We start from the raw sequence: 13,736 nt of genomic DNA on the forward strand, positions 1-13,736 counted from the left end.
AGGGCCGCGTCCTGACCGCTAGACGAAGGGGCCGCCGGGCTTGCGCCGCTGGGCAGGTCCGCGCCTCTATTAGCACCGGGCGGGTGCGTCAACCCACGGGGGCAAAAAAGTTCAATCGGCGAACGCGGCGTCCTCGATGTGCAGTTCCGCGGCCGGGCGGCTGCCCCAATCGTCGAGCCGCGCGCGCCCGGCGAGCCACAGCTGGCGCCCCTTGCAACCGTGCAGCAGCGTCTGGCCCAGTTCGGTCTGCGCTGCCCGAAAGGCCATGGCCTTGAACGAGCGGCCGTCGCTGCCCGACACGATCGCACGAACGTGGTCGTTGCCGACGAGGTCGCATTTGACCAGCCGCACCGGACCGATCGCCACGCGCGGGCCGGGCCAGCCGATACCATAGGGGCCGGCGCCATCGAGCGCCTCGACCAGGGCGGGGGTGAGCCCACCCGGGCTGAGCGAGAGATCGAGCGCCAGGCTTTGCGCGGCGCGGGCGGCGCCCACGTCTCGGCCAAGGCGCTCGTCGAGCCAGTCGGCCAGCGGCTCGACCTGCTCGGGTGCGATGGTGAGACCACAGGCCATGGCATGGCCACCGCCCTTGATCAGAAGCCCGGCCTCGCGCGCTGCGATGATCGCCGCCCCGAGATCCACGCCGGGGATCGAGCGCCCCGAACCCTTGCCCATGCCGGCGCCGTCGACTTCGGCCACTTCGCCATCATCGAGCGCGATCACGAGCGCAGGCTTGCCGGTCTTCTCCTTGATCCGCCCGGCAACGATGCCGATCACGCCCGGATGCCAGCCGCGTCCGGCGACGACCACCACCGCGCGGTTGTGCTGCGCGTCGACCTGGGCCTCGGCGGCTTCCTGCACGGCCTGTTCGATCGCGCGGCGCTCGTCGTTGAGCGCGGAGAGGCGGGCGGCGATGTCAGCTGCCTCGTCGGGGTTTTCGGTGGTGAGCAGACGTACGCCGAGCGAGGAATCGCCGATGCGGCCGGCCGCGTTGATCCGCGGGCCCAGCGCGAAGCCGAGGTCGCTGGCGGTCGGCGCGCGGGCGATGCGGCTGGCGTCGATGAGCGCCGCCAAGCCGACGTTGCCGCGCCGGGCCATGATCTTGAGACCTTGCGCCACGAGCGCGCGATTGAGCCCCTTAAGCTGGGCGACGTCGGCGACCGTGCCCAGGGCAACGAGGTCGAGCAAAGCCATCAGATCGGGCGCCGGGCGATCGTCGAACCAGCCGCGCGTGCGCAGGACGCGCACCGTGGCGACGGCCAGCAGGAAAGCGACCCCGACGGCGGCAAGGTGACCGTGCGCGGCGGCATCGTCGGCCTCGTCGAGGCGATTGGGGTTGACCATCGCCACGGCCGGTGGAAGCTCGGCCGCGCACTTGTGATGGTCCACGACGATGACGTCGATCCCCGCGGCCTGCGCCTGGCCGAGCGCCTCGTGCGCCATGGCTCCGCAGTCGACCGTGACGATCAGCTGGCTACCTTCGCGGCCCAGCCGGACGAGCGCCTCGCCCGACGGCCCATACCCTTCCAGCAGGCGATCGGGGATATAGGGCTGACCCTCAACACCCAGGCCGCGCAGCAGGCGCAAGAGCAACGCGGCACTAGTCGCGCCGTCGACGTCGTAATCGCCATAGACCGTGATGCGCTCGCCCGCGACCACGGCATCGGCAAGCCGGCGCGCGGCAAGGTCCATGTCGCGGAAGATCGAGGGATCGGGCAGGAAATCGCGCAGCGTGGGCCGACGATGGCGTTCGAGATCGTCGTGCGGAACCCCGCGTGATAACAGCAGCTGGTCGACCAGGCTGTCGGAGATCGCATCACCCAGCCCGTTGCCGCCGCCAAAGCGGCCGGACATGTCCATGTTGCCGCCGCGCCAGCGCCAGGCGAGGCCGGAGAGGGATTGGGTAATCGCGGTAACGGGAGTCATCCCGGCGCGGTAGCCGATAAACGGCGGCGCTGCAAAAGGATGCGCCGCCCATAGCCTTGGCTTTTGCCCCCGCGGCAAAAACTATCTCCAATTTGACACTATCGTCGCGATGGCGTTTCCTGCGCGCCGGCGTTCCTATTGCGGGATACCGGGCGAGCGGAGTGCACGATCTTGCTGTTGATCATCTGGCACAGCCGCACCGGAGCCGCGCTGGCGATGGCGCAGGCCTGCCTGGAGGGTGCGCAGAGCACGGGCGGGGCGTCGCGCATGGTTGCGGCAGACGCGGTCACGCCCGAGGACTGCCTTGCAGCGGCGGGCTACATCTTTGTGTGCCCCGAGAACCTGGGCTCGATGAGCGGCGAGATGAAAGCCTGCTTCGATCGGCTCTATTATCCGCTGCTCGGCATGATCGAGGGGCGGCCCTATGCCACCGCCATCGCCGCCGGCACCGCGGGGCAAGGCGCGGAGGCCCAGGTCGACCGGATCGTCACGGGATGGCGTCTGCGCCGCGTGGCGCCCGGGTGCATCGTGGTAAACGGTGCGGATCGAACCGAGTTGATCTTGGCGCCCAAGCGGCTCGACCCTACGTCGCTCGTCCCATGTCGCGAATTGGGACAGGCGCTGTGCATGGGTCTGGAAATCGGCGCGTTTTAAGGGACATGGGGCAGGCTGGATCTAGGTCGGATCGGATCGCGACAGGAGTGATGGTGGGCAGGGCAATGCAGGCGAAGGCATGGGCATGGCAACGCGCGCTCCCGGCATGAGCGAGGCGAGCAAGGGCGGCGCCGGCATGGCGCTGGGCGCGATTTTGTTCGCGCCCGGCAAGCGCCCGGCTGCGTCTGCCCTGGCGGCGCTCGGTACGACGGGTGGTTTCACCATAAGCCATCTGCCGCCCGGTGAACCGCACTGGGCGGAATTGCTGCGCAATGGCCTGACGTTCGATCTCTGTGGCCTTGGACCCGGCGCGGCTACTCCATTGCCGCCTGCGGGCGCGGAGGGCTACGTTCGCGCAGGACTTGCCAACGGCGTTCCTGATCAGGCTGCAGAAGCACTGGTGCTTCATGCCGGGCCGCATCTGGCCGGCGCCGAAAGCCTGCTACCGGTCGTACGGACGGCGGTGGAAATCATGCTGGCGCTGCTGGACGATGCCGTGGCCGTCGCCTGGCTTCCGGCGCGCACCCTCGTCAGCCCCCGCCTGTTCGCCGATGCTGTCAAGCCGTGGCTCGCCGGCGGGGCATTTCCGGCCATCGCGCTTGCCGGGCTGGTGCGGGATGAGGGGCAGGTGCACAGCACCGGCCTCACGTTTTTCGTCGGGCAGGATTTCGCGCTGTCGGGCCGGGATGGCGCGCCGGCTGGCGAAGCCGAGGGACGTGCCGCCTTGAGACTTGTCGACTGGCTCGTCGCGCACGGGCCGGTCAACGAGGCCTGCCAGGTCGAGTTGGCGGGCGGGGGCTCGCTCTGGCTTGAACCGCAGGATTCGTGTACCATTTTGGGACAATGGATGTAGGAAGCGACGTTCCTGATTCGGTCCGACCGGGCCGTGCCTCCCAAGTCGGCGAGTGCCGCGGTGCGTTGCCCTTTCCGTCAGTCAATGTCCCGGGCCGCGTTGGATACGACCCACAACTGCAGCGCCATCACCTGCTTCCAAGGCAGATGCTGGCACGCCCGTGTCTTGGCAGCATGCTGGGACGGCTGGGCGAACGGCGGCTGGGATTTCACGATTTTCGCCGCAATGGTTTGCTGCTTCCGGCGACGGAGAGTGCCGCGCGGCGCTCGGCCATGCCGCTGCACCGTGGCCCGCATCGCCAATACAACGGCATGGTGCTGGAGCGGGTGGGCCAGATCGAGGCGTCGTGGCAGCGGCACCGTCGTCGCGCCGGGGGTCAGGCGGGGCTCGACGCCGATGTCGAGGCGTTGATGCGGCTCGACCTGCTGCAGCGTGCCCTGCGCCGTCGTCTGCTCGACGCGCGGCGCTGGCATGGCGCCTTGCTTAACCGGCACGATCCGGCGCTCGATTTCAGCCACCTCGATGCGATGGCTGATATGCTGTGGGCGCAGACCGAACAGTAAGGGCGGGGCGACCATCCCGGCCGCCCCGTCGCTTTAGTTCAGGCCTCCGCGTTGGCAGCCGAGAGGATGGCGCGGACGCTCGCGGTGGCGACGTCCTCGTCGATGCCCACGCCCCAGACCACGCGGCCATCGGCCAGCACGCACTCGACATAGGCGGCTGCGCGCGCGTCGGTGCCGCTGCCCATCGCGTGTTCGGAATAGTCACGCACCTCGAGGCCGACGCCGAAGCCGTCGTTGAGCGTGGCGACGACAGAGGAGATCAGGCCGTTGCCGCGCCCGCTCACCGACTGGACGTTACCGTCGACCGCGATCTTGCCCGCGAAGATCCGCGCGCCATCGGCACCGCGCTGTTCGTCATAGTCGACCAGCTGGAAATGCTGGGGCGCATCGAGGCGATAGGCCTTGCGGAACACGCCCCAGATGTCGGACGCCTGAAGCTCGCGCCCCAGTTCGTCGGCCAGTTCCTGGACGTGGCGCGAGAAGTGCGCCTGCATCTTCTTGGGCAGCTTGAGGCCCTGGTCCTGTTCGAGCACCCAGGCGAAGCCGCCCTTGCCGCTCTGCGAGTTGACGCGGATCACCGCCTCGTAGCTGCGGCCCAGGTCCGCCGGGTCGATCGGCAGGTAGGGCACGGCCCAGAGCTCGTCGTTGCGCTTTTCCTGCGCGGCGAAGCCCTTCTTGATCGCATCCTGGTGGCTGCCCGAAAACGCGGTGAACACCAGTTCGCCGCCATAGGGATGGCGCGGGTGGACCGGCAGCTGGTTGCAGTATTCGACCGTCTGGATCACCTCGTCGATGTCGGAGAAGTCCAGCTCGGGGTCGACGCCCTGCGTGTAGAGGTTGAGGCCGACCGTCACCAGGCAGCAGTTTCCGGTGCGCTCGCCATTGCCGAACAGGCAGCCCTCGACGCGATCGGCGCCTGCCATCAGGCCCAGCTCGGCCGCCGCGACGCCGGTGCCGCGGTCGTTGTGCGTGTGCAGGCTGATGACCGCGCGGTCACGGCCGGGCAGGTTGCGGCAGAAATACTCGATCTGATCGGCGTAGATGTTGGCGGTCGAGGCTTCGACCGTCGCCGGCAGATTGAGGATGATCGGCTTTTCGACCGTAGGCTGCAGCACGTCCATCACCGCCTCGCAGCAGGCGATCGAGAAATCGAGTTCGGCGGTCGAGAACGTCTCGGGGCTGTACTGGAAGTGCCAGTCGGTCTCGGGGAAACGGGCGGCCTGGTCGCGCAGGATCGTGGCACCGCGGCGCGCGATCTCCTTGATCTCGCTCTGCTCCATGCCGAACACGACCGTACGCCACAGCGGCGACACTGCGTTGTAGACGTGAACGATCGCCTGCTTGGCGCCGGCGACGCTCTCGAACGAGGTCTTGATGAGGTCTTCACGCGACTGGGTGAGCACCTGGATGATCACGTCGTCGGGAATGCGGTCCTGATCGACCAGCCCGCGAATGAAGTCGTATTCTGTCGCGCCCGCGCTGGGGAAGCCGACCTCGATCTCCTTGAGGCCGACCTTGACCAGCAGGTCGAAGAAACGCGCCTTCTTGTCGGCATCCATCGGGTCGATGAGCGACTGGTTGCCGTCGCGCATGTCGGTCGAGAGCCAGCGCGGCGCCTTGGTGATGGTGCGCGAGGGCCACTGGCGGTCGGGCAGGTCGACTTGCGGAAACGGACGATACTTGATGCCGGGAGTCTTCAGCATGGCCATGGTGGCTGAACCTTGATGTCTGGAACTGTGCGTCTGGTGTGAAGGGTGAACCCTTGGGCGCCGTGCGCGCCGCGAAACCGACGCGTCAGCTCACGCCCAAGGGCGTGTAAGTCGCAGGGTAAGGTTCAGCGCGGCGATCATCGCGCGAGGCTATGGGCAATGGCGCGGCGCTTGTCCAGTCGCAATCGGGCATTGGCCGGATGGCCCACCCCTCCCTTCGTGTCGCGGGAGGGGTGGGCGCGGATCAGGCCGACTTTTCGAAGGCGATGGTGATGTTGAGCTGCACATCGTCCGAGACGACCGGAAGCGCGCCGTTCACGCCGAAGTCCGAGCGCTTGATCGTGGCCGTGCCGCCGAAGCCGACGGTGGTCTTGCCCGACATCATGTTCTTGCCCGCGCCGACGAACTTGGCGGCGATGGTCACGGGCTTGGTCACCCCGTTGAGCGTCAGGTTGCCGGCGATGCTGGCGCTGGTTCCGTCGGCGCCGGGGGTCACTGCGGTCGAGACGAACGTCGCGTCGGCCGGGGCAGGGCCGAAAAAGTCGGGCTTCTTGCCCTCGGCGCCGGGGCGCAGGAGATGGCCGTTGAGGCCCGCGCTGGCGGTGAGCACCGACTTGACCGGAATCGTCACCGAGACCTTGGCGGCGGCGGGGTTGGCGGGGTCGAGCACCAGCGTGCCGCTGACGTTGCCGAACAGGCCGAGGTAATCGTTGAACCCGAGGTGGTTGACCGTCCAGCCGACCAGCGAGTGGTTGGGATCAGCCGTGTAGGTCCCGGCGGTCACGCGCGCCTTGTCGGGCTGGCCGGGAATGGCGGGCGCCTGGGCGATCATCGGCGTGGCGCCGAGGGCGAGGGCGAGCGGGGCGGCGAGCGTAAGCGCAGTGCGAAGCGAGATCGTCATGATGGTCTCCCGGGGGCGCGCGGCGATTGGCACGGCGCGGCCAAGGGATGCCAAAGCCCGGCAGGGCTGGCAAGCGCGGATGGCATGCCCCGGCGTTTGCCTTGGGGGCCCCTCAGCCGCAGCGTACGGCGCTGATTCGCCCGGTTTCGTCGAGGATGACGTTGAGGCGCCCGGGGGCATAATCCTGGGTGACGGCATCGCCGGGATGGACCCAGCGGATTTTGGCATGCCCCACCGCACGCGATACCGTTTCGTGCAGGGCGGGAGTCTCGGCCTGGCCCATATAGCGCGCCGCCTTGGCCTCGCCGCAAGTCAGGGCGGGGAGTGGTTCGTCATCGGCCGTGGTCGAGGCCTCCGACGAGGCCAGATCGGCAGGGGGCAACGAGGCCGGTGCCGGGGTCAGCGGAGCGCTGGTGTCGCTTTCGGAGCGCGGCGCCTGCGTGCCGCAGGCGCCAAGGGCGAAGGCCGCGGCAATGAGGATGACGAACGCAGGTGTAGTGCTGTTGCCGTCCGCATGACCTGCAAGGGCCGCGGGTACCTGGATCGCGCGTGGGGCAGTGGCATGGCGCATGGCGGTTCTCGACTGCTATCTGAGCACAATGCCCGAGGTGCTTGATGGGTCCGGTGCGATTTAGCTCCATTTTGGAGACTGAGCCATGACGCTGGTCGAGACCGCACGGACGTTCGCCGACGATGCAAAAAGGCCGGCCCGCGTTGGCGGACCGGCCGTTTCCCGTCATTCCCCGTAAAAGGGCCGGCGCGATCAGTTCTTGCTCTGGTCGACCAGCTTGTTGGCGCCGATCCAGGGCATCATGGCGCGCAGCTGGGCGCCGGTCTTCTCGATCGGGTGCGCGGCCGCGGCCTTGCGCGACGCCTTGAGTTCGGGCTGGCCGGCACGGTTGTCGAGGACGAAGTTCTTGACGAAGCGGCCCGACTGGATGTCGGCGAGCACGCGCTTCATCTCGGCCTTGGTCTCGTCGGTGATGATGCGCGGGCCGGTCACGATGTCGCCGTATTCGGCGGTGTTCGAGATCGAATAGCGCATGTTGGCGATGCCGCCTTCATAGAGCAGGTCGACGATCAGCTTGGTTTCGTGGAGGCACTCGAAATAGGCCATCTCGGGGGCATAGCCGGCCTCGACCAGCGTCTCGAAGCCCGCCTGGATCAGGTGGGTGACGCCGCCACACAGCACGGCCTGCTCGCCGAACAGGTCGGTTTCGCACTCTTCCTTGAAGTTGGTCTCGATGATGCCCGAGCGGCCACCGCCGACGCCCGAGGCATAGGCCAGCGCGATGTCGTGGGCATTGCCGGTCGCATCCTGGTGGACCGCGACGAGGCAGGGCACGCCGCCGCCCTTGGTGTATTCACCGCGCACAGTGTGGCCCGGACCCTTGGGGGCGACCATGATCACGTCGACGTCGGCGCGCGGTTCGATCAGGCCGAAGTGGACATTGAGGCCATGCGCGAAGGCCAGCGCCGCGCCGGGGCGCAGGTTGGCGTGGATGTCGTCGGCATAGATCGCGGCCTGGTGTTCGTCGGGCGCGAGGATCATGAGGATGTCGGCCCAGGCGGCGGCATCGGCATTGGCGAGCACCTTGAAGCCGGCGCCTTCGGCCTTGGCGGCGCTGGCCGAGCCCGGACGCAGCGCGATCGCCACATCCTTGATGCCCGAATCACGCAGGTTCTGCGCGTGGGCGTGGCCCTGGCTGCCGTAGCCGAGGATCGCGATCTTCTTGTCGGCGATCAGGTTCAGATCGCAGTCGGCGTCGTAATAGACCTTCATGGTATGCGTCCTTGATATTTCAGCTGTTTCTGGCGTTCGGTGAAATGGGGTGTCGTCAGGCGGCCTGGGCGCCGCGGATCATGCCGACGATGCCGGTGCGGCCGACCTCGACGAGGCCGAGCTCCTTCATCAGCGTGACGAAGGTGTCGATCTTGTCAGGCGCGCCGGTCAGCTCGAAGATGAAGCTCGACGTGGTGGTGTCGACGACATTGGCGCGGAACACTTCGGCGAGGCGGAGCGCCTCGACGCGGTTCTCGCCCTTGCCGGCCACTTTGATCAGCGCCAGCTCGCGCGCGACGTAGGGGCCGACTTCGGTAAGGTCGGTCACCTTGTGCACCGGCACGAGGCGCTCGAGCTGGGCGTGGATCTGGTCGATCACCGCAGGCGGGCCGTGCGTAACGATGGTGATGCGGCTGACATCGTGCTGGTCGGTGATGTCGGCCACCGTCAGGCTGTCGATGTTGTAGCCGCGCGCGGTGAACAGGCCGGCGATCTTGGCGAGAATGCCCGCCTCGTTATCGACCGTGATGGTGAGGACGTGGCGCTCCTGCGCCTCTGCTGCGATCTTGGTCATTGCGATATACTCAAACTAGGGCCTTGGCCGCGTCGTCCATCGTGCCGGCCACTTCGTCGCCGTAGAGGATCATGTCGGTGTGCGCGGCGCCCGAGGGGATCATCGGGAAGCAGTTGGCCTCCTTGGTGACGCGGCAATCGACGATCACCGGGCCGGGATGATCGATCATCGCCTGGATGCCGGAATCGAGCTGATCGAGCGTGTCGATCTGGATGCCCTTCCAGCCATAGGCCTCGGCCAGCTTGACGAAGTCGGGCAGGGCATCGGAGTACGAGCTCGAATAGCGGCTTTCGTAGGTCAACTCCTGCCACTGGCGGACCATGCCCATCCACTCGTTGTTGAGGATGAAGACCTTGACCGGCAGGCGGAACTGGGTGGCAGTGCCCAGTTCCTGGATGTTCATCTGGATCGAGGCGTCGCCGGCGATGTCGATTACCAGCGCGTCGGGGCAGCCGATCTGCGCGCCGATCGCGGCGGGCAGGCCATAGCCCATCGTGCCCAGGCCACCCGAGGTCAGCCACTTGTTGGGCTTGTCGAAGTGGAAGTACTGCGCCGCCCACATCTGGTGCTGGCCGACTTCGGTGCTGATGATCGGCTCGCGATCGCGGGTCAGCTCGTAAAGCCGCTCGACCGCCAGCTGCGGCATGATCTCGCCATTGGTGCGCTTGGGGTAGGACAGGCTCTTGCGCGCGCGCCATCCCTCGACGCGGGCGTGCCATTCCGACAGGTCCTGTGCGGCGTGGCTACCGGCATGCCAGGCGTCGATCAGCTGCTGCAGGACGCGGCCGCAATCGCCGACGAGCGGCAGGTCGACGCGCACGGTCTTGTTGATCGAGGCGCGGTCGATGTCGATGTGGATCTTGGCGCTGTTGGGCGAGAACGCATCGAGCCGGCCGGTAACGCGGTCGTCGAAGCGCGCGCCGATGCAGACCAGCAGGTCCGCCTTGTTCATCGCCATGTTCGCTTCAAAGGTGCCGTGCATGCCGAGCATGCCCAGCCAGTCCTTGTGCGCGGCGGGGAAGGCGCCGAGGCCCATCAGCGTCGAGGTGACGGGAGCACCAGTGATCGACTGCAGGTCCTGCAACAGGCGCGCAGCCTCGGGACCCGAATTGATGACGCCGCCGCCGGTGTAGAACACCGGAGCCTTGGCGCGCGCCAGCATCGCCACGGCCTGCGCGATGGCATCGGCCGGAGCCTCGACCTGCGGGGCATAGCGGTTGCGGGCCTGCGGGGCGTGCCCGGTCCAGGCGGTCGTCGCGATCTGGACGTCCTTGGGAATGTCGATGACGACCGGGCCGGGGCGGCCCTCGGTGGCGATGCGGAAGGCCTCGTCGACCGTCGCGGCAAGCTGCGCCGGGTCCTTCACCAGGTAATTGTGCTTGGTGCAGTGGCGCGTGATGCCGACGGTGTCGGCTTCCTGGAACGCGTCCGAACCGATCAGCCCGGTGGGGACCTGGCCGGTGATGACGACGAGCGGGATCGAGTCGAGGAACGCATCGGCAATGCCGGTGACCGCGTTGGTCGCACCGGGGCCGGAGGTGACGAGCACGACGCCGGGCTTGCCGGTGGCGCGCGCATAGCCTTCGGCGGCATGGGCGGCACCGGCTTCGTGGCGGACCAGGATGTGGCGGATGCGCTCATCGCCGAACAGCGCGTCATAGATCGGAAGTACCGCGCCGCCGGGATAGCCGAACACGAATTCGACGCCCTTGGCGACCAGGCTCTCGACCAGGATTTCGGCGCCGCTGCGCTCGGTTTTCACGACCTTGTTCCCTTACTTGCCGGACCGCGGGGGCGGCCCCGAAACTTTAAAATTGCGGCCGGGCTGCAGTTGCCTGCGTCGGCCCAAAATCTCAAAAAATGCGGCCCGGCTGCAGTTGCCTGCGCCGGGCCGTCTCTCCCTACTCGGGCACCTGGAAACCCAGGCAATTGACGGCTTGCTAGTTGACACAAACCTGCATGTCAACCAGCTATTCGTGAAATAAAGAAACCAATCGGGTGCTGTCAAGGCAATTTTCGTGCGTGTCGCGTGGCCAATCCCCCGGCGTCTGGTGCCGCAGCCAGGTGAACTGCCGCTTGGCGTAGCGCCGGGTCGCCTGCTGTCCGGCGGCGATCGCGGCGGCCTCGTCGAGCGATCCGTCCAGATAACCCGCGATTTCGGGGACGCCGATGGCGCGCATCACCGGCAGATCGGGGTCGAGGCTACGGGCGAGCAGGGCGGACACTTCCTCGACCGCGCCGCCTTGCCACATGCGCGCGAACCGCATGTCGCAGCGGGCGTAGAGCCATGCCCGGTCGGGCAGCAGGACCAGCGGCCGCAATCGCACGCGATCGCCGATGCCGCCCTCACGCCGGGCCTGCCAGTGCGCCAGTGGTTGGCCGGTGGAGCGGACGACTTCGAGTGCGCGCGCGACGCGGGTGGTGTCTGAGGGATGAAGCTGGTTAGCGCGAGCCGGGTCTTCAATCAGGAGCGCGGCATGGGCCTCGGCCACCGGCAGGGCGCGAACCGCCGCTCGCACGTCCGGGTCGATCGCGGGAACAGGCGCAATGCCGTCGAGCAGCGTGCGGATGTAAAGCCCCGTGCCGCCGACGAGGATGGGAAAGGCGCCCTCTGCATGGGCGGCGTCGATCTCGGCGGTGGCGGCGGTGGCCCAATCGGCCGCGGAACAGGCCTGCGCGCCGTCCCAGGTACCGAACAGGCGATGCGGAATGCCTGCCATCTCGGCGTCAGAGGGGCGCGCGCTAAGGACGGCCAGGTCGGCATAGACCTGCGCGCTGTCGGCATTGATGACCACGGCGCGGCGCCCGGCGTCCACCTCCATTTGCGCCAGGCGGACGGCAAGATCGCTCTTGCCGCTAGCAGTCGGCCCTGCAATGAGCGCCAGGCGCGGCAGGGTATCGGCTGCGTCGCCGTGCTGGTTGCCGGTTTCGGCGTCGAATTGAGTGGAGGAGTTTCGCGTGCTCATTGCCCGCCTGATAGCAGACCCGACGTCGCTTGGTGACAATCTTGCGCGCGCTACCCAGGCCATCGCCGAACGCGGCTGGGCGGTCGCCGGCGCCGGCATGCTCGATTTCTGCACCTCGGTGCTCGAGATCGAGGTGATCGACGCCGATCCGGCGGGCCTGCGTGCGATCCTCGACGCGCATTTCCCCAACAGTGACCTGCTGCTGTCGGACCGCATCATCGAGACACCGCGCCTTTTCGTGTCGGACATGGATTCGACCATGATCGCGGCCGAATGTATCGACGAACTGGCGGACTTTGCAGGGCTCAAGGAGCGCATCGCCGCGATCACCGAGCGCGCGATGCAAGGCGAGCTCGACTTCGAATCCGCGCTGCGCGAGCGCGTGGGCCTGTTGCGCGACTTGCCCGAGACCGCCATCACCCAGTGCCTCGATGAGCGCATCCGCCCGATGCCGGGCGCGCGCACGCTCGTCGCCACGCTCAAGTCACGCGGATGCCATACCGTGCTCGTCACGGGCGGCTTCCACGCCTTTGCCGATCCGGTGGCCGAGCAGCTCGGCTTCGATCGCGTGGTCGGCAATCGCCTCGGCATCACCGACGGGCGCCTGACGGGCGAGTTGGTCGGCGGGATCGTCGACAGCGGCGTCAAGAAGAAGGTCCTGCTCGAAGAGACCGAGCGGCTGGGCCCAGCCTGCATCAGCCTTGCCACCGGCGACGGCGCCAACGACATCCCGATGATCGAGGCGGCGACGCATGGCATCGCCTATTACGCCAAGCCCAAGGCGCGCGAGGCGGCCGACGGCTGGATCGACCGCGGCGACCTGACCGCCATTCTCGAACTGTTCGGCATCCCGCGCGAGGATTGGGTGATCGACTGATGGCGGGCGATCCGGCTGCATCGCGGGCGGACTGGTTCGCAGGCGAGTTCGCGGGCCGGTTCGCGCGATTGCCGCTGTTCGACCCGGCCCGCGAAAAGCCGCGCCTGCGGCCACTGGTGGCGTATGGCCATTTCCGCCGGCTGATGCGCGACAAGGAAAACACCGCCGAAGTCTTCGGCATCTTCGCGGCGCTGCCCTGGCGTGGCGGCGGCCAGGCGGGCGCTGCGTTCCTGTCACGCCCCGAAGGCCGTGCGCTTGCCATGGCCGAGCCTTGGCTGCCCGCGCTGCTCGACGATCACGCAGCCCTGCGGCGCTTGCCGGCCGGTTCGCTGGGGCAGGCCTATTGCGATTTCATGGAGCGCGAGGGGCTGACCGCGCAGGGACTTGTCGACGAATCCGAGCGGTTTCTTGCCGATCGTCCGCGCTACGACGACCAGTTCCAGTGGTACATGAGCCGGCTGCGTGATGTGCACGACCTGATGCACGTTCTCACCGGCTATGGCCGCGACGCGCTGGGCGAGGCCTGCGTGCTCGCTTTCACTTATCCGCAGCAACCGGCGCTGGGCCACTTGTTCATCGCCTGGATGGCGGCCTTGCAGATGAAGCTGCGGCTGCGCAGCCGCGCCCCGGTTCTTAGCGCCGTGGGCGAGGCCTGGCGACGCGGGCGGGCATGTCCGCGCCTCATGGAGCAGTCGATTCGATCGCTGCTGCCCCTGCCGCTGGACGAGGCGCAGCGGCGTCTGGGGATCGTGCCGGAGCACGCCTATTCGCGCGCCCATGCGGTCTGGCGGAGCGAGGGGATCGACCCCGACGACTTGCTGGGGTCGCGCTAGGCCGCGAGCCCCTCCGTCAGGCGCTGGCGCGCCTGCCACCTCCCCATCGCAGATGGGGAGGACCCGAAGATCCTCCCTGCCGCCCAGATCCTCCCTG

13 protein-coding genes are annotated in these 13,736 nt (G+C 67.7%); 5 read left to right on the forward strand and 8 right to left on the reverse strand.

Features of this window, described 5'->3' with window-relative positions; genetic code table 11:
- Nucleotides 1–111: 111 nt before the first annotated feature.
- On the reverse strand, nucleotides 112–1,926 hold the full coding sequence (gene recJ, locus V7Q48_RS13955) for a single-stranded-DNA-specific exonuclease RecJ (RefSeq protein ID WP_333838875.1): 1,815 nt from the start codon (nucleotides 1,924–1,926) through the stop codon (nucleotides 112–114).
- A gap of 171 nt (nucleotides 1,927–2,097) precedes the next feature.
- On the opposite strand from recJ, the gene V7Q48_RS13960 reads away from it, so the two are divergent.
- The 3 genes from V7Q48_RS13960 to V7Q48_RS13970 all read left to right on the forward strand — a co-directional run bounded on the left by V7Q48_RS13960 (nucleotide 2,098) and on the right by V7Q48_RS13970 (nucleotide 3,996).
- On the forward strand, nucleotides 2,098–2,580 hold the full coding sequence (locus V7Q48_RS13960) for a flavodoxin family protein (protein WP_333838876.1): 483 nt from the start codon (nucleotides 2,098–2,100) through the stop codon (nucleotides 2,578–2,580).
- A gap of 85 nt (nucleotides 2,581–2,665) precedes the next feature.
- Nucleotides 2,666–3,433, forward strand: a complete 768-nt coding sequence (locus V7Q48_RS13965) for a hypothetical protein (RefSeq protein WP_333838877.1) — start codon at nucleotides 2,666–2,668, stop codon at nucleotides 3,431–3,433.
- Nucleotides 3,434–3,498: 65 nt separating this feature from the next.
- Complete coding sequence (locus tag V7Q48_RS13970; protein WP_333838930.1) at nucleotides 3,499–3,996, forward strand: AHH domain-containing protein; 498 nt, start codon at nucleotides 3,499–3,501, stop codon at nucleotides 3,994–3,996.
- Between the two features lie 38 nt (nucleotides 3,997–4,034).
- On the opposite strand, the gene leuA is transcribed toward V7Q48_RS13970, so the two are convergent.
- From leuA to miaA, 7 genes are all read right to left on the reverse strand, one after another.
- A complete protein-coding gene (gene leuA, locus V7Q48_RS13975) occupies nucleotides 4,035–5,705 on the reverse strand; it encodes a 2-isopropylmalate synthase (RefSeq protein WP_333838878.1) in 1,671 nt (556 codons plus the stop codon).
- Between the two features lie 244 nt (nucleotides 5,706–5,949).
- Nucleotides 5,950–6,606 carry a YceI family protein gene (locus tag V7Q48_RS13980; protein ID WP_333838879.1) on the reverse strand — a complete coding sequence of 219 codons (657 nt, stop codon included), beginning with the start codon at nucleotides 6,604–6,606 and terminating at the stop codon, nucleotides 5,950–5,952.
- Between the two features lie 112 nt (nucleotides 6,607–6,718).
- Nucleotides 6,719–7,177 (reverse strand): I78 family peptidase inhibitor, encoded by a 459-nt coding sequence (locus V7Q48_RS13985; RefSeq protein WP_333838880.1) that lies wholly within the window; start codon nucleotides 7,175–7,177, stop codon nucleotides 6,719–6,721.
- A 192-nt stretch (nucleotides 7,178–7,369) separates the two neighbouring features.
- The gene (gene ilvC, locus V7Q48_RS13990; protein ID WP_333838881.1) at nucleotides 7,370–8,389 is read right to left on the reverse strand and encodes a ketol-acid reductoisomerase; all 1,020 of its coding nucleotides are present in this window, start codon (nucleotides 8,387–8,389) and stop codon (nucleotides 7,370–7,372) included.
- Nucleotides 8,390–8,444: 55 nt separating this feature from the next.
- A complete protein-coding gene (gene ilvN / locus V7Q48_RS13995) occupies nucleotides 8,445–8,963 on the reverse strand; it encodes an acetolactate synthase small subunit (protein ID WP_333838882.1) in 519 nt (172 codons plus the stop codon).
- Between the two features lie 10 nt (nucleotides 8,964–8,973).
- Entirely contained in the window at nucleotides 8,974–10,725 is a 1,752-nt protein-coding gene (gene ilvB, locus V7Q48_RS14000; RefSeq protein WP_333838883.1) for a biosynthetic-type acetolactate synthase large subunit, read from the reverse strand.
- A 208-nt stretch (nucleotides 10,726–10,933) separates the two neighbouring features.
- Nucleotides 10,934–11,929, reverse strand: a complete 996-nt coding sequence (gene miaA, locus V7Q48_RS14005) for a tRNA (adenosine(37)-N6)-dimethylallyltransferase MiaA (protein WP_333838884.1) — start codon at nucleotides 11,927–11,929, stop codon at nucleotides 10,934–10,936.
- Here miaA and serB point away from each other — a divergent pair.
- Entirely contained in the window at nucleotides 11,922–12,806 is an 885-nt protein-coding gene (gene serB, locus V7Q48_RS14010) for a phosphoserine phosphatase SerB (protein WP_333838885.1), read from the forward strand. The two genes, miaA and serB, sit on opposite strands and share 8 nt — an antisense overlap.
- A complete protein-coding gene (locus tag V7Q48_RS14015; protein WP_333838886.1) occupies nucleotides 12,806–13,639 on the forward strand; it encodes a Coq4 family protein in 834 nt (277 codons plus the stop codon). Before serB ends, V7Q48_RS14015 begins: the two co-directional genes overlap by 1 nt.
- Nucleotides 13,640–13,736: the final 97 nt, after the last annotated feature.

The organism is Novosphingobium sp., from assembly GCF_036803765.1.
Lineage (GTDB): Bacteria > Pseudomonadota > Alphaproteobacteria > Sphingomonadales > Sphingomonadaceae > Novosphingobium.